The following is a 22601-nucleotide window of genomic DNA, read 5'->3' as shown; positions in this document are numbered from 1 at the left end:
TCTCCTTATCAAAAATCCAAGTGAAGGCATATTTTTGCGGTTTCTTTACAATCGAAAATGATCTCGCTTTCATCTGTTTCGATCGTGATACTGGACGGCGTATACGCCGAAAGCACACCGGTATATTCTTTTTGACCCTGAAATGCCTGATAGAGCTTTACATCTACTATCTGTCCAAGGCAGCGCGCAAAATCGCGTTCATTTTTCAGAGGTCTGTCTAATCCCGGAGAAGACACACATAGAATGTAGCTTTCCGAAATAGGATCTTTTTCATCGAGGGCCGCTTCTACTGCACGGCTTACCGTCTCGCAATCCTCAAGAAGTACTCCGCCCTCTCTATCGATATAAATCGTAAGCAGCCAATCTTGCCCCTGCTTCGCATATTCTGTATCGACATATTGGAAGCCGCAGCTTTTTACGATCGGTTCTGCGATCTCTTCAACGACTGCTCGTGTATTTCTTGCCATAACAACTCCATAAAAGCATTCATAATGCGAAAGAGTGGGGTTTTATTCCCACTCTTTAGTCAAGCATTTATTAACCTACTCCAGAATACCATAACAGCGCCTTTTATGCAAGCCTTTTTTACTTTTTGGAGAGGCTTAATTTCCGTTCGTTTCCATGGATCAGCCGTTCTATATTTTCCCGGTGGCTCCATATTCCAAGCGCCGCTATGATGAGCAGCGCAATATCCTGATACGGATCTCCCGGCGCAACGATAAACGCCGCTGCCGCACTTAAAATCAGCCCAATAATAGAACCGATGCTCATGATTTTTGTGGATATCACAATAATGATCGCAATCGTAAAGATAATAAGCGTCGGTACTGTCTGTATGATGAGCAATACGCCAATCGTCGCCGCGATCCCCTTGCCGCCTTTGAAATTGAGAAAACAGGAATAATTATGCCCAATGATCGCAAAAACCCCCGCTACGCACATCCCGATCTCTCCGCCGAAATGCAGACCGATCAACGCTGCAAACAGGCCTTTCAGTACGTCTCCCGCAAACACAGCGAGGCCCATGCCCCATCCATAGCTACGCAGAACATTCGTCGTCCCCGCATTTCCGCTACCCTTTTCGCGGATATCCTCATGTCTTATCTTCTTCGTAAAAATGTAGGAAAACGAGATAGACCCCAACAGATAGGCAATCGCCGCACATAAAATCAGTATCAAAATCCCGTTCATAGCCTACTCCCCTTTCTCGTCACTTTTCTGTCTTACTATTATTTTAATCGGTGTGCCCGTAAAGTCAAATGTTTTGCGCAAATAATTTTCAAGATAACGCTGATAGGAAAAATGCATCAGCGCCGTATCATTCACGAATAAAACAAACGTAGGCGGTTTGACGCTTACCTGTGTTGCATAATAGATCTTAAGCCTTCTGCCGTTCGTCGAAGGAGGCTCCGCCGCTGTGACAGCCTCCTGCAGACAGTCGTTCAGCACTCCCGTCGGAATGCGCCGAATATTGTTTTCATAAGCCTCATGTAGCATGGAAAACAATCTGTCGACGCGCAGCCCCGTCTGTGCGGAAATATAAATACGTTGAGCATAAGGCATAAACGCAAGATCTGCAGCTATTTTTTTATTATATTTCTCAATCGTATAGGTGTCTTTTTCTACGGCATCCCATTTATTGACGACGATCACACACGGCTTGCCCTCTGAATCCACATAGCCCGCCACTTTCACATCCTGTTCAGTGATCCCTTCTGTCGCATCGATCATGACTGCCACTACATCAGCCCGGCGTACCGCCCCCAGAGAACGGATCACACTGTACCGTTCGATCGATTTGTCGTCAATACGGCCCTTTTTCCGCATCCCCGCCGTATCGATGATCGTATATTTTTGACCATCCCGTTCAAACACGGAGTCGATCGCATCGCGCGTCGTTCCCGGGATATCGCTTACAATGACTCGTTCATAACCTAATATCTTGTTGGTCAGAGAGGATTTCCCCACATTCGGCTTCCCGACCAGCGCGATCTTTAGGGTATTATCCTCCTGCTCTTCCGTTTCATACTCGCCCAGCTCGCCGGCCACCTCATCCAAAAGGTCTCCGATCCCAAGCCCCTGTGCAGAGGATATTCCCATCACATTGCCAAGGCCAAGCTCATAGAAATCAAAGATATTTTGTTCGTCCGTTTTATTGTCTGTCTTGTTGACTACAACGATGACCGGCTTTCCGGATTTCCGCAGCATTTTTGCTACCTCGTAGTCCTCCGATGTGATTCCCGTTTTCCCGTCTACGAAAAACAAAATCAGACGGGCTGCATCGATGGCGAGTTCTGCCTGAATCCTCATCTGTTTTAGAATGACGTCGTCTGTATTCATGTCCACGCCGCCCGTGTCGATCAGGGTGAATTCTTTCCCCAGCCATTCTGCATCCGCATAGATCCTGTCTCGCGTCACACCGGGCGTATCTTCGATAATCGCCAATTTTGTTCCTGTTATCCGGTTAAAAAATGTGGACTTTCCAACATTGGGGCGACCTACGATCGCAACCAAAGGTTTTGCCATAAAATTATTCCTCACTCTTCCAGCAGCATTTCTATCACTTCATATCCGTCTCCGCTCGCTTTATAGCAAGGCGTATTCAACGCACCGCTCAATTCTTCCAGCGTTACATCATCAAGCATCCTGTCCTCGTTTTCCTTAAAGCAGCAACGGCTTAAGAACAACGCTTCTTCCTCCTGCGTCTTTACCTGTCCGATGATATCCCGGCCTGTCAGCAGGCCTGCGACCGTAACACTCTTTCCGAAAAAACGGTTCTCTATCCGATAGACATTCACCTGCAGGCGAAAGGAATCCTGAATCTGCAGGGCAAGCCTCTTAAGAAAGGGATAAAAATCTTCTCCTGTAATAAACCCTATTTTTCGGTACCGCACTTTCCTGCCGCGAAAAGCCTCCAGCGCTTCTTCCGCTTCTGTCAGAAACATGCGCACCAGACCAACTCCATTTTCGATCTGTACGAAATCTTCATAGCTCTCAAAAGACGGAAGCGGCATTCCTGCACGAATATACATTTCGTCTGATGCAAATACGAATCTTGTTTCATTATTCTGCTCTAAAAAACGTTTTTGACCGCTTTCTATCATTTGAATCGTTTCTTCCGCCGCTTTCCTGCTGACCGGTGAAAGCGGATAAAGACCCTTCCGATAGCGTGTAAGCCCTACTGGTACGACCGCGACCGACTGTACGGCCGGGAAAAGGCCATATAACGCTTCTATCGTCTGTTCTAAAACGGCTCCGCTGTTGAGCCCCTCACACATCACGACCTGTGTATGCATGTGAAGCCTGTTGGCCGCAAAACGGCGAAGCAGCCCAAAAGTCCGTTCTGCATCCTTGTTTCCGAAGAGCTTCTGCCTGACTGCATCGTCGTATGCGTGAACAGAGATATAAAGCGGTGATATTCTCTGCTCAATGATACGGGCGGCTTCTTCGTCCGAAAGATTAGTAAGCGTGACATAGCTTCCCATAAGGAAAGACATACGCCAGTCGTCATCCTTCACATACAACGTCCGCCGCATCCCCTTCGGCATTTGGTCTACAAAGCAAAAAAGACATTTATTCCGGCAGTATATCTTTTTGCCGAAGCCGTCGTTTTCAAAGACGATCCCCAATTCTTCATCCGGTTCTTTTTCGATCTCGATTTCTTCGACTGTTCCGTCAATTTTCTGAACGGCAAGAACAATTTCAGATTCCGCAAGCCCATAGATATAATCGATATAATCCCTCAATTCGCGTCCGTTGATCGACAGCAAAGCATCGCCGGCAGAAATCTCACATTCTTCAGCGATGCTCCCGGCATCTACTTGTTTTACAATCATCCGCGCTTCCTCAAAATCGGGCGGAATATATCTCCGCCCGATCTAAATATTGCCTTTATTTATACAGCGGAAATGCTTCGCATAGCTCTGCAACGCTCTTCTTTACTTTTTCCGACGCCGCCTCTCCGTTCAGGATCATATCTGCAATCAAGGCGCCGATCGTTTCCATTTCCTTTTCTTTCATTCCTCTTGTGGTCACGGATGGCGTTCCGATCCTGATGCCGCTCGTAACAAACGGGCTTAATGTTTCAAAAGGAATGGTATTCTTGTTTACCGTAATATTTACCGTGTCCAGCAAAGCTTCCACTTCTTTTCCCGTTTTTTCTTTTTTGCCTACGTCCACCAGCATCAGATGGTTATCCGTTCCGCCGGAAACGAGCCTCAGCCCGTTATCCATAAGCGTTTTTGCGAGCGCCGCGGCATTCTTCACGATCTGCTTCTGGTATTCCTTGAATTCCGGCTGCATCGCCTCATGGAAAGAAACCGCCTTCGCCGCAATCACATGCATGAGCGGTCCTCCCTGCGTTCCCGGGAAGATCGCCTTATCCACAATTTTCGCATATTCCTCAGAGCAAAGTATCATTCCTCCGCGCGGTCCGCGCAGCGTTTTGTGCGTCGTTGTCGTCGTAAAATGCGCATACGGAACCGGATTCGGGTGAAGCCCCGCCGCAACGAGCCCCGCAATGTGAGCCATATCTACCATCAAATACGCGCCTACAGAATCCGCGATCTCACGAAATTTTGCAAAATCGATCGTACGCGGATATGCACTTGCGCCCGCAACGATCATTTTCGGCTTATGTTCCTGCGCAAGATCATACAGTTTGTCATAATCGATTTTTTCATCCGCCTCGCTCACACCATAGGGTACGATGTTAAAATATTTTCCCGAGAGATTCACCGGACTTCCATGCGTCAGATGTCCGCCATGCGAAAGGTTCATTCCGAGAATCGTATCGCCCGGCTTGAGCACACCGAAATAGACCGCCGTATTGGCCTGCGCCCCCGAATGCGGCTGAACGTTGGCATGCTCCGCTCCAAACAGCTTCTTCGCCCTTTCCCGCGCAAGCTCCTCTGCCTCGTCTACAAATTGACAGCCTCCGTAATAACGCTTCCCCGGATATCCCTCTGCATATTTATTTGTCAAATGCGAGCCCATCGCCTGCATAACGGCAGGCGACACAAAATTCTCCGAAGCAATCAATTCTATATTATGTTCCTGACGCCCAAGCTCGCGCATCATGGAATCATAAATTTCCCTGTCCGTATTCTTTACCGCTTCAAATTCAAACATCACATTTTTACTCCTTATAAATTTTCTTAAAATCCGCGATCGCAGATTTAGCTGCATTTTGTTCCGCTTCTTTTTTCGAGCTCCCCGTTCCTTCACATAACGCTTTTCCGCCTAAAAAAAGGCCTACATGGAATACTGAATCATGCGGCGGTCCCTCCTGCCGAAGCACCCGGTAGGCGATCTCCTGTTTGACTGTCCGTTGGACAAGCTCTTGAAACTGCGACTTATAATCATGATCTCTTCTACGCTCTACGGCATCCTGCACCGCATCAGCAAACAAGCGGCGTACCACCCGCTGCGCTTCCTGAAAGCCGCCGTCCAGATAAACAGCTCCCATGACTGCCTCCATCACATTTTCAAGGATCGACGTCTTTTTCCGCCCGCCGGACTCTTCTTCGCCTTTTCCCAAAAAAATATATTCCCCAAGGTCAATAGACCTTGCGATCCGTGCAAGCGACTTAGAGCAAACGATATCTGCCCTCCGCTGTGTCAGCATGCCTTCGGAAAGCTCCTGATATCCCCGAAACAGATCATCGCTGATAATGAGCTCTATCACTGCATCTCCCAGAAATTCAAGCCGTTCGTAATTCGGAGCATTTCCGCAAGACGGGTGCGTCAATGCATGCCGCAAAAGCTCCCGGTTGCGGAAAGAATATCCAAGTCTGCTCTCAAGCTTCTGTTCCGTCATCTTCAACCGCCAATTTCGATATTTCCTGCCCGATCGCACCTACAACGTCGCCTGCGATAAATTTGCGCGCCGCGGCGATCGCATGAAAAATCGCCTGCCTATCCGAACTTCCGTGTGCTTTCATTACACCGCCGTTCAGCCCCAAAAGCAACGCGCCTCCATACTCCTTATAATCCATCTTTTGTTTCAGCCTGCTAAACGCGCCTTTCATGAATAAATAGCCGAACTTCGCACTTCCGCTTTCTTTGACATAGACTTTCAGCATACCCAATATCGTCTTGGCACATCCCTCCAAAAATTTTAAAACGATATTCCCGGTAAAGCCATCGCATACAAGCACGTCAAAATCACCGGAAAGAAGCTCGCGTCCCTCTGCATTCCCAACAAAGTGGATCGGCGCTCGTTTCAGAAGCTGGTAAGCCTTTTTCGTAAGTTCGCTCCCTTTTTCTTCCTCCGCGCCATTATTGACCAAGGCGACCCGCGGAGCTGCCAAACCAAACACCTTTTGCATATAAATGCTTCCCATCACGCCAAACTGCTGCAGATATTGTGGCTTGCAGTCTGCGTTTGCGCCGCCGTCGATTAGAAGGACCTCCCCCGTCTGGGTCGGAAGCACCGGTGCGAGCGCCGGACGCTTGATCCCCGGAAGCCGTTTTACAATCAAAGTAGAACCCGCTACAAGAGCGCCTGTACATCCGGCCGATATCAGCATTTCGCCTTTTTTTTCCGCCAACAGATTCAAGGCAACCACCATGGAAGAATCTTTTTTCTCCTTCAGCGCCTTGACCGGCGAATCGTCCATTTCAATCACCTGCGTCGTGGGAACGATCTCCATTCGGGCAGAATCATATTTCTGTCCCCCGAGCAAAGCCCGGATTTTATCTTCATCTCCCGTCAGCAGGAATGAAGTGTCTTCAAATTTTTCCATTGCAGCCAAAACACCTGCAACGATCTCCTGCGGTGCATGATCTCCGCCCATCGCATCAATAATAATCCTCATGCCGTCTCCCTCAAAACGATATACAATAGATACAGTATACACGAAAAAAGTCCTTTTTCAAAGAGAGAAAACAAAAAAGGTTTGCTATCTGCAAACCTTTTTTAACATTTTATTTTGCCGCTTCTTTCGGCGCAACTGCCAATCTGCCGTTATAATAACCGCAGTTTGGACAAACTCTGTGAGCCAGTTTCGGCTGGTGGCACTGCGGACACTGAGATACGGCCGGAGCCGTCAGTTTCCAATGTGCTCTTCTCGTATGTTTACGCTGCTTCGACGTTCTATTCTTTGGTACTGCCACTTTCACACACCTCCCTTAAGGTTTCAGAACAATCCCTTTAATTTTGCAAACGGATTCGTCTCATCCGTATCTTCCTGCTTACAGTTGCATTTTTTGCGATTCAAGTTTTGTCCGCATTGCGGGCAAAGTCCTTTGCATTCTTCGCTGCACAATAATTGAGGCGGCAAATTAAGAATGATCGCGTCATACACCAGCTTATCGAGTGACAGCGCATCATCCCGATAGGCATATTCCTCTTCCTCCTGCGTTCCGTCCGGAGAAAACGTTTCGTCGAAATAACAGGAAACTTCTGTCTCCATTTCATCCAAGCACCGGTCGCAAACAGTATGCAATACGGTCTCAAACGTTCCTCTTACCGACACTTTCCGTTTCAGCACACTATATTCCGCCTCTAATATAAGCGGCTTTGCAAAGCTTATATCCTCGCCCAAATCGGGAATTCCCTCATAATGGAACGTATAAGCAACGCCTTCGTTTTTCAGTGCCTCCCGGATATCCAATTCTATCATCGCTCTTCTCCACGCAAGAAAACGAGTACCACTACATTATATTTTTATGCGGCGCTCTTGTCAACTGTTTTTTCCGTTGAGCTATCGAGAAGCGTTCCTTACTTACAGCAGATATCGTAGGTATCTTTTGCGATCGTCATCTCTTCGTCCGTCGGAACTACGAGGATCTTTACCTTGGAATCCGCCGCGGATATTTCCGCTTCTTCTCCGCGCAGGCCGTCATTTTTCTCTTTATCAAGCTTAATTCCCATAAATTCAAGCCCCTCAAGCGCATGAAGTCTCACGTCCCAATCGTTTTCTCCTACGCCTCCTGCAAACGTGATCACATCGACTCCGCCCATCGCCGCTGCATACGCGCCGATAAACTTTTTAAGACGGTAATTGAATACGTCAAGAGCCAGCTTCGCACGCTCATTCCCTTTTTCTTCTTCGGCCCAGAGGTCGCGGAAATCACTGGAAACACCAGATATCCCCCAGACGCCCGATTCTTTATTCAGATAGTTGATTGCCTGATTGACGTCCATATCCATCTTGTCCATAAGATAAGGAACGATCGCCGCGTCAAGATCGCCGGAACGCGTTCCCATCACGAGACCTTCCAAAGGCGTGAAGCCCATAGAGGTATCTACCGATACGCCGCCGTTCACTGCGGCAACGGACGAACCATTCCCAAGATGGCAGGTAATGATCTTGAGGTCTTTTATATCTTTCCCGAGCATTTCTGCGGCACGGTGGGAAACATATTTATGCGATGTTCCGTGGAAACCGTATCTCCTAACTTTATAATCCGTATACGCCGTATAAGGAATGCCGTACAAAAATGCCTTTTTCGGCATATTCGCATGAAAGGCAGTATCAAAAACACCGACCATGGGCACATCAGGCATCAGCGCGCGGCACGCGTCGATCCCCATCAGATTTGCCGGATTGTGCAGCGGAGCCAGCTCAATGTTCTCCTTGATCGCCTCAATCACTTCATCTGTGATGAGCACTGACTCACTGAACTTTTCACCGCCATGTACGATCCTGTGCCCGACTGCGCATATTCCCGAGAGATCGGAAACCACGCCGTGAACCGGATCTGTCAGCGCTGCGATCACCTGTTTCATTGCATCGTTGTGGTCTTTCATCGGCGTTGCGATCTCTACTTTATCCTTGCCCGCCGGTTTGTGCTTGATTACAGAACCATCGATCCCGATCCTTTCAACAAGTCCTTTCGCGATGACGTCCGCGTTTTCCATATCGATCAACTGATATTTCAGGGAAGAGCTTCCCGCATTGATTACCAGAACATTTTTCATTTTACTATACCCCTTTTGATTAAAAAGACTGAGCCTGTACTGCCGTGATCGCTACAACGGAAACGATATCTTCTACGCTGCATCCGCGCGAAAGATCGTTTACAGGACGCGCAAGCCCCTGACAAATCGGCCCGATGGCTTCTGCTCCGCCCAGCCTCTGCACTAATTTATATCCAATATTTCCTGCCTGAATATCAGGAAAAATCAGAACGTTTGCATGCCCCGCAACCTTGCTGCCCGGGCTCTTCAGCTGGCCAACCGCTTCGATCAATGCCGCGTCCGCCTGCAGCTCGCCGTCTATATTAAGCTCCGGCGCCATTTCTTTTGCAAGCTTTGTCGCTTCGATCACTTTATCGACCTTTTCATGCTTCGCACTGTTTTTGGTAGAGAATGAAAGCATCGCGATCTTCGGATCCGCGATCCCTGCAAGGTCTTTCGCCGAATCCGCAGACGCAACGGCGATTGCCGCAAGCTCTTCCGCATTTGGATCAATATTGACTGCGCAGTCCGCGAACACCATTACGCCGTCCTGTCCCCACTTGCTGTCCGGGTGCTCCATAATGAAGCAGCTTGAAACGATCGGTACGCCCGGTTTCGTTTTGATGACCTGCAGAGCCGGACGAAGCGTATCGCCGGTGGAATGGATCGCTCCGGACACCATACCGTCCGCATCGTTTGCCTTGATCATCAATACTGCGTAATACAGCGGATCTTTTGTCGTTTCCAGAGCCTGCTCCGGCGTGATCCCTTTCTTCTTGCGCATTTCATAGAACATATCCGCATATTCCTGAAGCTTCGGCGATGTAGCAGGGTCGATGATCACCGCGTCCGAAAGATCGACGTTCTTCACGTTCGCTTTTTTAATCTCTTCCTCATTTCCCAGCAGGATCACATTTGCGATTCCCTGCTCGATGATCTTCGCGGCCGCTTCGATCGTACGCGGTTCGCTCCCCTCAGGTAAGACGATGTTCTTCCTGACCGACTTTGCTTTGTCCTTGATTTTGTCCATTAACGACATTTTTCTGCACCTCACGATTTTTATAAAATGAATTTTAAAATTTCGATTTCTCTGCTATAATAACACTCATATATTATAGAGTAAAAAGCGTTGCTTTGCAAAGGTATTTTATGAAAATTGCCGGAATCGTCGCAGAATATAACCCGTTTCATACCGGGCATGCCTATCACGTTGAAACCACATGTGAAAAATGCGGTGCAAATCACATCATTTGTGTGATGAGCGGGAATTTTACACAACGCGGGGAGCCGGCGATATGGGATAAATGGACCAGAGCGCGGGAAGCGCTGCTGCACGGAGTCAGTCTTGTACTTGAGCTTCCTTTTATTTTTGCTACGCAAAGCGCAGAAGGCTTCGCGCAGGGCGCTGTTTCGCTCCTCAACTCTTTAGACTGCGTAGATGTGCTTTCCTTTGGTACGGAAGAGGCCGCCTTTCCAAGTCTTCTGGAAGCCTCTCATATATTGGCGGAGGAACCTCCGGCTTTCAAAGCGCTCCTAAAAAAAGCGCTTATGTCGGGCGCTTCTTTCCCTGTCGCACGGGCAAAAGCAGTTTCCGCCCTTCTGCCGGAAGCGGAACCTTCCATATGGAAAAAGCCGAATAACATTCTTGCGCTTGAATATTTAAAAGCACTTTCCCGCATAAAAAGCAGGATAGTGCCTTTGCCTATCGATCGGCTTGGCAGCGGATATTCCGACATCTCCCTCGGTCCGCTCTACTCAAGTGCCCGCGCGATCCGCGAAGCGCTCAAAACAGGAAGCTCTGCGTGCAGGCAATATCTCTTCAGGGACATAGATGCTTTTCCGCCCGCGGTGTTTCCTGAAGCTCTGTTCCCGTTTCTCCTGTTTCAGCTCCGCCGCATGACGACAGATGACATCGGCCGGGTCTACGGCGTTTCCGAAGGTCTTGAATACCGTATTTTCAAAGAAGCAAAAAATGCGGAAAGCTACGAAGCCCTTGTCCGTTCTGTTTCCAGCAAACGCTATCCGCATTCCCGCATACGGCGCATTCTTCTTTACTGTCTTTTTGGCGTCACTGCCGAGCGTATGGCGGATTATGAGCATCACCCGCTCTATGCACGCGTTCTGGGCGTTCGCAGAGATGCGCTCGGCCTCCTTTCTTATCTTGCAAAGAAATCCTCTGTTCCAATTATAACCAAAGCGGCTTCTTTTCCAAATAACCCCCTTTTTGAAATGGATATTCAGGCTACCGAGGTTTATTCTCTTCTGACAAAAAAAATCGCGCCCGGTAAGCGCGATTTTACACAAAAATTATTAATCGTTTAATAAATTCACGATTTCCGGGAGTGCCTCATGCGCGGCCTGTTCCCCCCGTGCAATGATGTTTTGAATATCTTTATATTGGCTCCCGTCTATTCCGCTCACGTCTGGAAAAATGCACAGGCTGGCTTTAGGAAGATTCACCTGCGCGAGATGCCAATCTGCAATCGTAAAGGCCGTTTGCGCCAATCCAATCACACTCTTAGGGGGAGTGATCTTTTCTCCTTTATATCCAACGTCTACGGCGATCACGATATCCGGCTCCATATCCCATGCCGCATCGATCGCTGTGCGATCGATCACCCCGCCGTCAACGTAGGTTTTCCCGTCGATCTCGTGCGGCGTAAACATGCCGGGAATAGAGATGCTGGCACGCACCGCTTCATGGATCGGGCCTTTTGTAAAGCGTGTCAGGCGCGCATCCTCAAGGCAGGTAGCAATACAACAAAATGGGATCCTCGCTTTTTCGATGGAAATATTTTTTGTCATGAGCTTGATGAGCTCCTGAACCTTATTTCCTTTCACATATCCTTTGGAAGATAGGGTGAGGTCAAAATATTTCTTAAAATCAAATACGCCTGCAAAATCTTCCAATGTTTCAAGGTTTGCCTCCGATGCATATATGCCCCCGATCAAAGACCCCATGCTGCAGCCAGCTATCATACTGACCGGAATATTATTCTCAAGCATGACGCGCAGTACGCCGATATGTGCAAATCCACGGGCAGAACCACCGCCAAGCGCAAACGCTACCTTTTTCATTTTCCCCATATACAATTGCTCCTACAAAAAAATCCTTGCATCTGCTCTTCAGGACGCAAAGATTTTTTTGGTTTACTCAAATTCCGCCTGATCTTTGTTCTTTTTATTGATAAAATTAGACTGATTTTCTTTTATGATATCCATATACTCTTTCATATAGGACGAAAGGTCTTCCAGCACATTTACTGCATAATCATTTGCATTCACCCGAATTTCATACGCTTGTTTCTGAGCCGTATCGATCACACGGTTCGCTTTCTCATAAGCAAGCTGCGTTACCTTGTGCTCTTCGATCAGCTCAGAGAGCCTCGTATCTACTCCATCGAGAATATTTTTAGCTTTTGCCTGTGCCGAATCGATGATCTCACGTTTATGATCCAGAACCTCCTGTGCATATACGATCTCGTCCGGCAATGCTGTTTTGATTTCCTCTAATATTTCAAGAACGAATTCTACATCGATCGTCTTTTTATTTCCAAAGAGAGATTTACGGCTGTTGTCTACTTCTTCTATGATCTCATTCAGCAAATCAAAGATTTTCATTTTTTATTCCTCCGTTTATCATATCCGCTACCTCTCTTGGAACATAGCCGGATATATCTGCATGAAATTCAATCAGTTCCCGCACTGCGCTTGAACTGATAAAATAGGTCTCCGGTTTTGCCAGCAGCGCAACCGTTTCTGCCCCCGGAAGAAGTTGTCTGTTGATTACAGAGAGCTGCTGTTCAAGCTCAAGATCCGCACCTGTCCGCAGTCCGCGGATAATGATTCTGCAGGAGAGCCTTTCCATGAGATCGACCAGCAACCCCTCAAAGGACACGGCTTCCACTCCATCCATTCCGCCTGTCGCCCTGCGGATCATCTCTACACGTTCTTCCACCGAAAACAGATTCCGCTTGGCAGTATTGTTTAATACGCCGACATAAACTTTCGGAAAAATATTGCGCGCCCGGCATATAATATCTATATGCCCGTTTGTAATGGGATCAAAGCTTCCCGGATAAATACACGCGTTCATTGCTTTCCTCTCCAACGGAAAAACGTCAAATAAACTTTTCCATATTTTTTTTGTTTTTCCAAAACAAGATTCTCCGTGAAAAACTCGATTGGCCTATCACTTTCCGCTACGACAGCGGCATGCTCCGCCAACAATCCATATTCCACCAATCCGTTTAAAGCCGTCTCATAAAAATCGCTGCTTCGGTAAGGCGGGTCTATCAATACTATATCAAACTTCCTGCTGTTTTGAAATAGTTTCAACGCATTCCTAAAATCATTTTTTATAAACTGTGCGCGCCGCTGCATTCCTGCCGCCGCAATATTCTTTTTGATTATCTCTCCGGCCTGCTCGTCGCAGTCAACTAAAACCGCCTCTTGCGCACCCCTTGAGAGAGCCTCCAGCCCCAAGGCTCCGCTTCCCGCAAAAAGATCCAGCACACATTTTCCGCTGATTTCAAATTGCAGCCTGCCAAACAGCGCTTCCTTTACTCTGTCAAGCGTCGGCCTTGTTTCCGCTCCATCCTTTGCCGCGAGCTTAAGGCCTCTCTTTTCTCCTGCGATGATCCTCATCTGATCCTTCCATCCGGCGTAATGATGATATCTACCGGGATATCGTGCGTTTCCTCCGGTATAAAGTCCACGATTTGAAAATCGTATGCCAATGCGATCTTCTTCGCCTTCGTCGCCCTTTTCAGGAATCGGTCATAATACCCGCAGCCAAACCCTATTCGCCTCCCGCCCCTGTCAAATGCAATACCCGGAACAATGACGATATCAAGCTCCTCCGGCGCCGCAAAAGAGGCTTTTTCATATTTAGGCTGGGCAATCCCGAACCGACTGAGCTCCAGCACCGCACTTTTGATATCTGCCGCAAACATCTCTTTCTGATAGACGCATGGAAGGCAGAGACGTATTCCATGGAACATAAGCCATCCTGTCAGCATCGCAGTTTTTACTTCGTTGTCAAAATCGCTGTATGAAAGGACCTGTTTTGCTCCGTCAAAGAGTCCGCTGTCCATCAGATGCTCATATATTTTAGCTGACTCATCTTCGATATATTTTGAAGTAAGGCTTCGGCGCATATCGAGGACCTTCTCGCGTATTTCCTGTTTTGTCATTCTTTCTCCTATGGTGTGGCCGGCTTTGTTTCAAAGCTATCGTCAGTATAGACCCTCGGTATCCGTTCATTAAAATCCAGCAGCACTTCATAGCTGATCGTTCCGCAAATTTTCGCAATATCGTCCGCCGTTATCGATTTCCCTTCTTTTTCGCCAAGCACGGTCACAATATCACCTGTATATATTTCTCCGTCTATATCGGTGATATCCAGCATCGTCTGGTCCATACACACTCGTCCTATGATCGGAGCATACCAAGAGCCGGATTCAGTCGTTACGATCATACTGCCCTTGTTTGAGAGCAAACGGTTATAGCCGTCTCCGTATCCGATCTGTACCGTCGCAACTTTCGTCGCGCGGGCAGCCGTAAACGTACTGCCGTACCCTACGCTTTCTCCCGCCTCTATCGTCTTTATATGCGAAATTTCCGCAAAAACCTCCATAACAGGTCTGAGCCGAACTGCCTGCTTATCCACTTCGTCTGACGGATAATATCCATACATTGATATACCGAAGCGTACCATGTCGTGTGAGAACTGCGGAAGATCGATCGTTCCGGCGCTATTGTCGGCATGTACGACCGGATGGAAGCCGCGCGCATTTAAAATCTCAATATAGTGCAGAAATTTTTGATGCTGCAAACAGGTGTCTGCTTTGTTCCGTGCATCGCTGTTCGCAAAATGCGTAAACACCCCCGCCAGATGTACATTGGGGCACGCGGAAAGTGTTTTGATACATTCTTCCAATTCTGAGTTGCTGCGTATCCCGATTCGGCACATTCCCGTATCGAATTTTAAATGAATGTCTATCGTTTTCCCTGATTTTTTACAGATCCTTTGAAGAAACAAGATATCATCCGGTGTAAAAACACAGGGCTGGAGCCCAATTTCCGCAGCCAAAGAAAGCTGCTCGTGATTGGAACGCCCGATGATCATAATCGGAATGTCCTTATCCGCCTCGCGCAAAGGCAGCGCTTCCTCCGCCAAGGCGACCGCAAGCATGCATGCACCCGCCTGCTTTGCCGCGCGGGCGCATGCGACCGCTCCATGTCCGTATGCGTTTGCTTTCACGACCGCTACGATCCCGCACCCATGCGGCAAATTCGCCGCTGCATTCTTTATATTTTGCTTCAAATTCCAAAGGTTGATTTGAGCGTATGTCTTTCTGTACAAAACTCTTCCTCTTAAATATTATAGACCATCTCTTCCGTAAGCATTTTTAACCCCGAGCCTTTCAATGCTTCAAATGCTTTTTCCGTTTCCTTCACATGGAAGATTACGATCGCATTTTCGCTCATCGTACCTACGAAAGAATATAAGTACTCAACGCTGATCTCGTTTTCGTGCAGCACCTGCAAAACTTGAGCCAGACCGCCCGGGGTGTCCTCCACCTCTATCCCGAGTACTTTTGTCATAGAGGCCGTAAAGCCTGCGTCTCTCAATATTTTAAGCGCTTCGTCGGGCTTGTTGACGATACAGCGCAATATCCCAAATTCCGAGGTGTCCGCGATGCTCAGGGCTTTTAAGTCGATACCATGATCGGCAAGCGCCCGGGTCAGGCTGTACAGCCTCCCTTTTTTATTTTCCACAAAAACCGATATTTGCCTGATCAATGTATTTGCCTCCTCTTTCGCCAATTGCCGCCGCAAGTTGCTTACAGCGTTCTTTTATAGTGCATATCCAAGCTCAAATGTAGTCTCGTTCAAATCAATAAATTTTGGTTTGACTACAGCGCGTATCGCATCTTTCCATACTGTTTTTTCAATGTCCATGTTTCTTGCAAGAACACCAAGCAGAACCGTATTCACAGCTTTCACACTTCCCGCCTGATTGGCCAAGGCAAGCGCGTCAACAAAAACCGCATCCGGAAAATGTTCCCTGATTTTTTCAGGAATATTCTCCGGATATACTTCTGCACCCGTAATAACAGGCATAGGCAAAATTTGCTGCGTATTACAGTAGATCTTTCCTCCCTGCGGATTAAGGTATGGCAGCCAGCGCAGCCCTTCCAGTTCTTCGAACGCAAGCAGAATATCTGCCCCGCATTCGTCTATCACGGGAGAATATACCTTTTCCCCTTTATCTCCGATTCGAACATAAGTTACTACGCTCCCGCCGCGCTGTGCCATTCCGTGCACTTCCGAAAGCTTTACATCGTATCCGAGCTTAAGAGCGATTTGACCAAACACAGTGCTCGCAAGCAAGGTTCCCTGTCCGCCTACTCCGGCGATCAATATACTCTTCATTCGCATTTTCCTCCAATCGCGTGGAATGGGCAAACGTCTGCGCACAGGCCGCAGCCAATACAAAGCGATGCATCAATGCGCACCGCATTTTCTCCTTTTACAAGGGCGGGACATCCAAGCTTCATGCATGCTCCGCAATTCCGGCAGTCATCTGTGACGGCAAGCGTCTCTTTGACGGACCCTTTATCAATCAAGACGCAGGGACGTTTGGTAATGATCACGGAAACTTCTTCCCGCGCCGTTTCCTCGCGCAGCGCCGTTTCAAGTGCCGGAAGATCAAATGGATCTACAACACGTATATTTTTCACACCAAGCGTTTTTACAAGCTGCGGAATATCCACTGCCGGTGCAGGCTCGCCTTTTGCGTTCTTCCCCGTGGCAGGATGATCTTGATGCCCGGTCATGCCCGTCGTGGAATTATCTAAGATCAGTACGGTAGACGTTGCGCCGTTATAGACCATATTCGTAAGCCCTGTAAGCCCGGAATGCATAAAAGTGCTGTCTCCGATCACGCTTACAAGCCTGCGGGCAAATTCTTTTCCGCGCGCCTTTTCCATGCCATGTGCCATACCAATGGAAGCTCCCATGCACAGCGTCGTGTCGATCGCCGAAAGCGGTGCGCCTGCTCCAAGTGTATAACAGCCGATATCGCCCATTGCGGTCAGCTTAAGCTTATTAAACATGTAATAAACTGCACGGTGCGGACAGCCCGGGCATAATACCGGCGGGCGCTGCGGCAGTGCCCCCGTCTCTACCGGCTCACACGCCTCGCCGCACAGCTTTTCACGAATCATTTTTGTAGAATACTCGCCCTGTACTGTGAAGAGCTCTTTTCCCATCACAGAAAGACCCATCACTTTGATTTGATTCTCAAAGAAAGGCTCCAGCTCTTCTATCACATAAAGCTTCTTTACCTTAGCCGCAAATTCCTGTATCTTCTTAGCCGGCAACGGATAAACGATGCCCAATTTCAGGATGCTTGCCTGCGGCATGGCTTCTTTCACATAATTATAGCATGTACCGCTCGTTATAACGCCTATTTCCGCGTCTTCGTATTCAATGCGGTTCAACTCCGACGCTTCCGCATATTCCGCCATATCTGCCATGCGCTTTTCGACAACGATATGGCGGCCCCGCGCCATTCCGGGCATCATCACATACTTTTTAATATCTTTCTTATATTCCCGGACAGGCACTTCCTGCCGCGCCTGCACCTCCACGATCCCGCGCGAATGCGAAATTCTTGTGTTGGAGCGAAGAAGTATGGGCGTATCGAATTTTTCACTTAACGCAAAAGCTGCTTTCATAAATTCCTTTGCTTCTCCGCTGTCTGCCGGCTCAAGCATTGGAACATGCGCGCTGCGCGCATAGAAACGCGAGTCCTGCTCATTCTGACTCGAATGCATTCCGGGATCGTCCGCCACTAAAATGACCAATCCGCCGTTTACTCCCGTATAAGATGCCGTAAAAAGCGGATCGGCCGCAACATTGAGGCCCACATGCTTCATACAGCAAAGTGCCCGCGCGCCGCCATAGCTTGCTCCCGCCGCCACTTCCAGCGCTACCTTTTCGTTCGGCGCCCATTCGGCGTATACTTCATCGTGCTTTACGATGTTTTCGGTGACCTCTGTACTCGGCGTTCCCGGATAAGACGAGACGACACGAACGCCAGCCTCGTACGCTCCCTGTGCATACGCCTCATTCCCCAACATGATCTTTTTCATCCCAATATCAAACCTCTTCCGTCGTAATAATTCTCTTGCTTCAGCAAACGGCCGTTTATTCCGTCCTCATATCCGTGACGCGGCGCGCTTTCCCCTCAAAGCGCTTCAAGGTGTGCGGCTCCGCTAAAGTCACTTTAACATGCATATTCAGAATAGAATAAATATTGTTTGCGATCTTTTCTTTCAGATTCTCCAACGCAGAGTAGCTCGTCAAAAGCTCTGCATCCGCAACCTCCACCTTTACTTCGATGCGGTCCAAATGCTTTTCTGTCGTAAGTACGATCTCGTAATGCGGCGCGACATCGTCCATGCCGAGCAAAACTCCCTCGATCTGTGACGGGAATACGTTGACTCCGCGAATCACAAGCATATCGTCCGTCCTCCCCGAGACCTTTTCCATCCGCGTCGTTGTCCGCCCGCATTTGCACGGTTCGTCCATCAGGCGCGTAATATCCTTCGTACGGTAACGCAGGATCGGTACGCCCTCTTTTGTCAGACTCGTTACGACCAATTCTCCTTTTTCTCCCATGGGGAGCGTCTCTCCCGTCTTCGGATCGATGATCTCAGAAATAAATTCATCATCTGCTATGTGCATTCCGTTTTGTATATAGCACTCACCGGAAAATCCGGGACCAATCACTTCTGTCAGCCCATAGTTCTCTGTATCTGTGATATTCAAATATTTTTCAATTTGTTTTTGCATCTCTTTTGTATGCCCTTCACCACCGAAAAGGCCCAGACGCAGCTTCAGCTTCTTAAAATCGATGCCCATCTCCTGTGCTGTCTCGCCCAAATACATGGCATACGACGGCGTGCTGATCAGCACGGTGCTCCCGAAATCCTGCATGAATTTGATCTGCCGTTTCGTATTCCCGCTTGATACCGGGATCACGCTGAGTCCGACCCGCTCTAATCCATAATGCAGGCCGAAGCCGCCTGTAAACAGCCCATATCCAAATGATATCTGCGCAATATCATCGGGAAGGACTCCCGCAGCGCAGGCAACACGGGCCACGAGCCCAGTCCACATGTCAAGATCGTGCCGCGTATAGCCTGTCACGACCGGATTTCCCGTCGTTCCGGAGGAACCATGTATCCGTACGATATCCTTCATCGGTACAGCGAACATATCGTATGGATAGTTTTCCCGGAAATCTTCTTTTGTTGTAAACGGTATCTTTTCAATATCCTTGAGCGTTTTGATGTGCTCGGGTTTAAGGCCTATTTCATCGAATTTCTTTTTATAATGAGGTACGTTGTCGTAACAATACTGCACCGTATGCTTGAGCCGCTCCAACTGCAATTCCTTGATTTTTTTTCGATCTGCGCATTCAAATTCCCTATCCCATATAATATGTTCCAACGCACCATTCCTCCTATAGAAAAGCGGTATTTCCCCGCTTAAAAACAATTAACTAATATTATAATACATCCGGTCCAAAAAGGAAATAGCTTTCGGCAGTTATCTTCCCGAAAGCTACTTCTGTCCGGATGCTTCATTTATACTGTAACCGTTACAAATTCCCCGTTTCCAATGTCCCGTGTAAACACATCCGCCATTTCTCCTGTCAGCAGCGCCGACCAGCATGCGAGAATAAATCCCTTGTGTGCGACGATCAATATTCTGTTGTTTTCATACTCGAAAAGGATATCATGGATAAACCGGCTGCAGGAATCATAAAAATCTCTTGTTCCGTCTCCCTCTGGAAAGACAAAGTCTTGCCAGTCCTGCATATACCGTTCCCATTCTTTAGGATACTTATCCTGCGCTTCATCCGCTGAAAGTCCTTCGAATCTTCCAAAGCTCATTTCCCGAATCTGATTTGATTTCAAAATGATCTTGGGAACCTCCTTCATCTTGCTCAAAACGTAATCTGTCGTTTGCAGGACCCTTTTCGCCGTACCATAGAAAACAGCGTCGAAATGTTCGTCCGCCAATATTTGCGCTGTTTGCTGCGCGCACATTTCTCCCGCTTTGCTAAGCGGCAGATCGCTGCTGCCGCTGAATACGCCTTTTGCATTCGCCTCCGTCTGTGCGTGACGTAAAAAGGTAAAGCTCGTACTCATATCTCCTCCTCTTTCCCCTTGAGCGGCAATAGTACCCCGCTCACCGAAAGATAAACCTGCGCCGCTTCCGCTGCGATCATCTGATTAGCGCGCCCCACAGCGTCACGAAACACTCTGCCCAGCGGATAAGCGGGTACAAGACCCAGCCCGACTTCATTTGACACTACGATAAAATTGCCGCCGCATTCTTTCATAGCAAGGACCAATTCCCGTATTTTCTTCTCAACGGCATTTTCCAGCTGCATTTGTTCCGACCGCTCCAAAATATCGGAGTCCCAATTTTCCTTTTCTTTTAAGAGCAGATTCGTGATATAGACGGTCACACAGTCTATCAAATAGGTTTCGTGGCTGTGTGACCGTATCACCCGCGCAATATCGTAAGGCTCCTCATAGGTCGTCCATTCCTGCGGCCTTTGCTCCTGATGCCGCTGCACCCTCAGCTTCATCTCATCATCTGTTACGATTCCCGTTGCAATATAAGCAACGTCCCGATACTGCCTCGCAATTTCTTCCGCATGAGAGCTTTTCCCGCTTCTTGCGCCGCCCGTAATAAACAGAATATTTCCCATAAAAATATCCCCTCTTCTTTTTCCAAAAAACCGGGGGCTTTTAGCCCCCCTATCTTTTATAACGTTGTTTTCCGTTTTGTAAGGCTCAACCTTGCCATTGCCCGCGCAAGCGCGATCTTATTACGCCTGTATTCCTGCTCGCTCCGCCTCTGCCGGAGGCGCTCTTCAGCGCGTTCCTTTGCGCGTTCTGCACGTTTTACATCGATCTCCTCCGGCCACTCCGCAGCCTGCGTGAACATGATCGTTTCGTCGGGCCGCACTTCTAAAAAACCCTCTGCAACGGAACACATCAGCCATTTTTTCCCAGTATTGATCTTCACTTCCCCCGGAACGACTGTCGCGACCTCCGACTCATGCCCTTTTTGGATGGACATTTGTCCATCTTCCGTCGGAAAAATGACAGATACGATGCTTTCGCAGAAAAACGACCGTTCCGGCGTCAGAATCTCCAATAAAAATTCCGAAGCCATTTATTTCATTCCCTTTGCTTTTTCTTTTGCGTCGTCGATATCTCCAACCATCAAAAAGGCTTGCTCCGGCAGGTCATCCACCTCGCCGTCAAGGATCGCTTTGAAGCTTCTGATCGTATCTTTCAGCGGAACGTACCTCCCTTTTATTCCCGTGAATATCTCCGCTACGAACATTGGCTGCGACAGGAACCGCTGCACCTTCCGTGCCCGGAATACTGTGATCTTATCCTCCGGCGCAAGCTCTTCCATACCAAGGATAGAAATAATGTCCTGCAATTCCTTATAACGCTGCAGCGTATGGATCACGCGGCTGGCTACCTCATAATGCTCCTCGCCCACGATGCGCGGGTCAAGAATGCGCGATGTGGATTCGAGCGGGTCGACCGACGGATATATACCGAGCTCTGCAATGCTTCTGGAAAGCACCGTAATGGCGTCCAGATGAGAAAACGTCGTAGCCGGCGCCGGGTCGGTCAAATCGTCGGCAGGAACATAAATCGCCTGCACCGATGTAATGGAGCCATGCTTCGTAGAGGTGATGCGTTCTTCAAGCTCTCCCAGTTCGTTCGCCAACGTCGGCTGATATCCGACCGCCGATGGGATGCGCCCCAAAAGCGCCGACACTTCCGAACCCGCCTGAATAAAACGATAGATATTATCGATGAACAGGAGCACATTCTGCTGCGTCTTATCCCTCAGATACTCCGCCATGGTAAGGCCTGTCATTGCAACACGCATGCGCGAGCCCGGCGGTTCATTCATCTGTCCGAACGCAAGCGCAGTCTTTTCCAAAACGCCGCTTTCTTCCATTTCACCGATCAGGTCCCGTCCTTCCCGGCTTCTTTCCCCAACCCCAGTAAATACGGAATAGCCCCCGCTTTCCGTAGCGATATTGTGGATCAGCTCATTGATCAGCACGGTCTTTCCGACTCCCGCGCCGCCAAAAAGCCCGATTTTTCCGCCCTTTGCATAGGGCGCGATCAAATCGATCACTTTTAATCCTGTTTCAAATATCTCGGATACTGGATTTTGCTCTGCAAAAGCCGGCGCCGGCCGATAAATCGGCCAATAATCCTCCGCTTCGATTTCTCCCTTTCCGTCGATCGCACGGCCCATAACGTTTACCACACGCCCCAGTATGTGTTCTCCTACAGGTACGGTGATCGGCTCTCCTGTATTATACACCTTCATGCCGCAGGCAAGGCCTTCCGTTGCTTCCAATGCAATGCAGCGCACCACGTTGCCGCCAATCTGCGAAGCAACTTCCATCCACACACGTCCGCGTTTCTCTTCTTTTTCCTGTGCATAAAGAATCGTATGGATAGATGGATCTGCCTTTTCCGGGAATTTTACATCTATAACAGGGCCTGTGATCTTTACGATAGTCCCCTCGCTTACAATTTTATAATCGTACATAGTTGGTTCC

At 48.6% G+C, this 22601-nt stretch carries 26 protein-coding genes; 1 reads left to right on the top strand and 25 read right to left on the bottom strand.

Annotated elements, in window-relative coordinates:
- Window positions 1–8: 8 nt before the first annotated feature.
- The 11 genes from rimP to pta form a co-directional block, all read right to left on the bottom strand.
- Window positions 9–467 (bottom strand): ribosome maturation factor RimP, encoded by a 459-nt coding sequence (gene rimP, locus PUP29_RS01465; protein WP_079547582.1) that lies wholly within the window; start codon window positions 465–467, stop codon window positions 9–11.
- A 118-nt stretch (window positions 468–585) separates the two neighbouring features.
- On the bottom strand, window positions 586–1191 hold the full coding sequence (plsY, locus tag PUP29_RS01460; protein ID WP_079547583.1) for a glycerol-3-phosphate 1-O-acyltransferase PlsY: 606 nt from the start codon (window positions 1189–1191) through the stop codon (window positions 586–588).
- 3 nt (window positions 1192–1194) lie between these two features.
- Window positions 1195–2526, bottom strand: coding sequence for a ribosome biogenesis GTPase Der (gene der / locus PUP29_RS01455; protein ID WP_353423632.1), 1332 nt, complete (start codon window positions 2524–2526; stop codon window positions 1195–1197).
- Between the two features lie 11 nt (window positions 2527–2537).
- Window positions 2538–3836 (bottom strand): DUF512 domain-containing protein, encoded by a 1299-nt coding sequence (locus PUP29_RS01450; protein ID WP_353423630.1) that lies wholly within the window; start codon window positions 3834–3836, stop codon window positions 2538–2540.
- Between the two features lie 55 nt (window positions 3837–3891).
- On the bottom strand, window positions 3892–5079 hold the full coding sequence (gene glyA / locus PUP29_RS01445) for a serine hydroxymethyltransferase (protein WP_434542801.1): 1188 nt from the start codon (window positions 5077–5079) through the stop codon (window positions 3892–3894).
- Between the two features lie 58 nt (window positions 5080–5137).
- On the bottom strand, window positions 5138–5818 hold the full coding sequence (gene rnc, locus PUP29_RS01440; protein WP_353423628.1) for a ribonuclease III: 681 nt from the start codon (window positions 5816–5818) through the stop codon (window positions 5138–5140).
- Complete coding sequence (gene plsX, locus PUP29_RS01435; protein ID WP_079547588.1) at window positions 5799–6818, bottom strand: phosphate acyltransferase PlsX; 1020 nt, start codon at window positions 6816–6818, stop codon at window positions 5799–5801. The genes rnc and plsX overlap by 20 nt, the downstream gene beginning before the upstream one ends.
- Window positions 6819–6927: 109 nt before the next feature.
- Entirely contained in the window at window positions 6928–7116 is a 189-nt protein-coding gene (gene rpmF / locus PUP29_RS01430; protein WP_079547589.1) for a 50S ribosomal protein L32, read from the bottom strand.
- A gap of 23 nt (window positions 7117–7139) precedes the next feature.
- Window positions 7140–7625 carry a YceD family protein gene (locus PUP29_RS01425; protein WP_079547590.1) on the bottom strand — a complete coding sequence of 162 codons (486 nt, stop codon included), beginning with the start codon at window positions 7623–7625 and terminating at the stop codon, window positions 7140–7142.
- A 98-nt stretch (window positions 7626–7723) separates the two neighbouring features.
- Entirely contained in the window at window positions 7724–8926 is a 1203-nt protein-coding gene (locus PUP29_RS01420) for an acetate/propionate family kinase (protein WP_353423625.1), read from the bottom strand.
- A gap of 19 nt (window positions 8927–8945) precedes the next feature.
- Window positions 8946–9944 carry a phosphate acetyltransferase gene (pta, locus tag PUP29_RS01415; protein WP_353423623.1) on the bottom strand — a complete coding sequence of 333 codons (999 nt, stop codon included), beginning with the start codon at window positions 9942–9944 and terminating at the stop codon, window positions 8946–8948.
- Between the two features lie 110 nt (window positions 9945–10054).
- On the opposite strand from pta, the gene PUP29_RS01410 reads away from it, so the two are divergent.
- A complete protein-coding gene (locus PUP29_RS01410) occupies window positions 10055–11227 on the top strand; it encodes a nucleotidyltransferase (protein WP_353423621.1) in 1173 nt (390 codons plus the stop codon).
- Here PUP29_RS01410 and PUP29_RS01405 read toward each other — a convergent pair.
- The 14 genes from PUP29_RS01405 to atpD all read right to left on the bottom strand — a co-directional run bounded on the left by PUP29_RS01405 (window position 11216) and on the right by atpD (window position 22591).
- Window positions 11216–11992, bottom strand: a complete 777-nt coding sequence (locus PUP29_RS01405) for a patatin-like phospholipase family protein (RefSeq protein ID WP_353423619.1) — start codon at window positions 11990–11992, stop codon at window positions 11216–11218. The two genes, PUP29_RS01410 and PUP29_RS01405, sit on opposite strands and share 12 nt — an antisense overlap.
- A gap of 63 nt (window positions 11993–12055) precedes the next feature.
- Window positions 12056–12526, bottom strand: a complete 471-nt coding sequence (locus PUP29_RS01400; RefSeq protein ID WP_079547595.1) for a hypothetical protein — start codon at window positions 12524–12526, stop codon at window positions 12056–12058.
- Window positions 12513–13001, bottom strand: coding sequence for a pantetheine-phosphate adenylyltransferase (gene coaD / locus PUP29_RS01395; RefSeq protein WP_079547596.1), 489 nt, complete (start codon window positions 12999–13001; stop codon window positions 12513–12515). The genes PUP29_RS01400 and coaD overlap by 14 nt, the downstream gene beginning before the upstream one ends.
- Window positions 12998–13552 carry a 16S rRNA (guanine(966)-N(2))-methyltransferase RsmD gene (gene rsmD, locus PUP29_RS01390; RefSeq protein ID WP_353423617.1) on the bottom strand — a complete coding sequence of 185 codons (555 nt, stop codon included), beginning with the start codon at window positions 13550–13552 and terminating at the stop codon, window positions 12998–13000. Before rsmD ends, coaD begins: the two co-directional genes overlap by 4 nt.
- The gene (locus tag PUP29_RS01385) at window positions 13549–14100 is read right to left on the bottom strand and encodes a 5-formyltetrahydrofolate cyclo-ligase (protein WP_353423615.1); all 552 of its coding nucleotides are present in this window, start codon (window positions 14098–14100) and stop codon (window positions 13549–13551) included. Before PUP29_RS01385 ends, rsmD begins: the two co-directional genes overlap by 4 nt.
- 8 nt (window positions 14101–14108) lie before the next feature.
- Window positions 14109–15272, bottom strand: coding sequence for an alanine racemase (alr, locus tag PUP29_RS01380; protein ID WP_079547599.1), 1164 nt, complete (start codon window positions 15270–15272; stop codon window positions 14109–14111).
- 11 nt (window positions 15273–15283) lie between these two features.
- On the bottom strand, window positions 15284–15712 hold the full coding sequence (locus tag PUP29_RS01375; RefSeq protein WP_079547600.1) for an ACT domain-containing protein: 429 nt from the start codon (window positions 15710–15712) through the stop codon (window positions 15284–15286).
- Window positions 15713–15766: 54 nt separating this feature from the next.
- Window positions 15767–16351, bottom strand: coding sequence for an indolepyruvate oxidoreductase subunit beta (locus PUP29_RS01370; protein ID WP_353423613.1), 585 nt, complete (start codon window positions 16349–16351; stop codon window positions 15767–15769).
- Window positions 16342–18075: an indolepyruvate ferredoxin oxidoreductase subunit alpha gene (iorA, locus tag PUP29_RS01365; RefSeq protein WP_353424041.1), complete on the bottom strand. Its 1734-nt coding sequence runs from the start codon at window positions 18073–18075 to the stop codon at window positions 16342–16344. The genes PUP29_RS01370 and iorA overlap by 10 nt, the downstream gene beginning before the upstream one ends.
- Before the next feature lie 49 nt (window positions 18076–18124).
- The gene (locus PUP29_RS01360) at window positions 18125–19423 is read right to left on the bottom strand and encodes a phenylacetate--CoA ligase family protein (protein WP_353424040.1); all 1299 of its coding nucleotides are present in this window, start codon (window positions 19421–19423) and stop codon (window positions 18125–18127) included.
- Between the two features lie 146 nt (window positions 19424–19569).
- Complete coding sequence (locus PUP29_RS01355; RefSeq protein WP_079547603.1) at window positions 19570–20136, bottom strand: histidine phosphatase family protein; 567 nt, start codon at window positions 20134–20136, stop codon at window positions 19570–19572.
- Window positions 20133–20705, bottom strand: coding sequence for a bifunctional adenosylcobinamide kinase/adenosylcobinamide-phosphate guanylyltransferase (cobU, locus tag PUP29_RS01350; protein WP_353423610.1), 573 nt, complete (start codon window positions 20703–20705; stop codon window positions 20133–20135). Before cobU ends, PUP29_RS01355 begins: the two co-directional genes overlap by 4 nt.
- 56 nt (window positions 20706–20761) lie before the next feature.
- Window positions 20762–21175 carry an ATP synthase F1 subunit epsilon gene (atpC, locus tag PUP29_RS01345; RefSeq protein WP_079547605.1) on the bottom strand — a complete coding sequence of 138 codons (414 nt, stop codon included), beginning with the start codon at window positions 21173–21175 and terminating at the stop codon, window positions 20762–20764.
- A complete protein-coding gene (gene atpD / locus PUP29_RS01340; RefSeq protein ID WP_079547606.1) occupies window positions 21176–22591 on the bottom strand; it encodes a F0F1 ATP synthase subunit beta in 1416 nt (471 codons plus the stop codon). It abuts the gene before it with no gap.
- Window positions 22592–22601 lie beyond the last annotated feature (10 nt).

The sequence above is a fragment of the Christensenella massiliensis genome (genome assembly GCF_040409835.1).
Lineage (GTDB): Bacteria > Bacillota > Clostridia > Christensenellales > Christensenellaceae > Christensenella > Christensenella massiliensis.
Note: the sequence above shows the minus strand (reverse complement) of the source record. Positions and strands in the feature narration are given on the sequence as shown.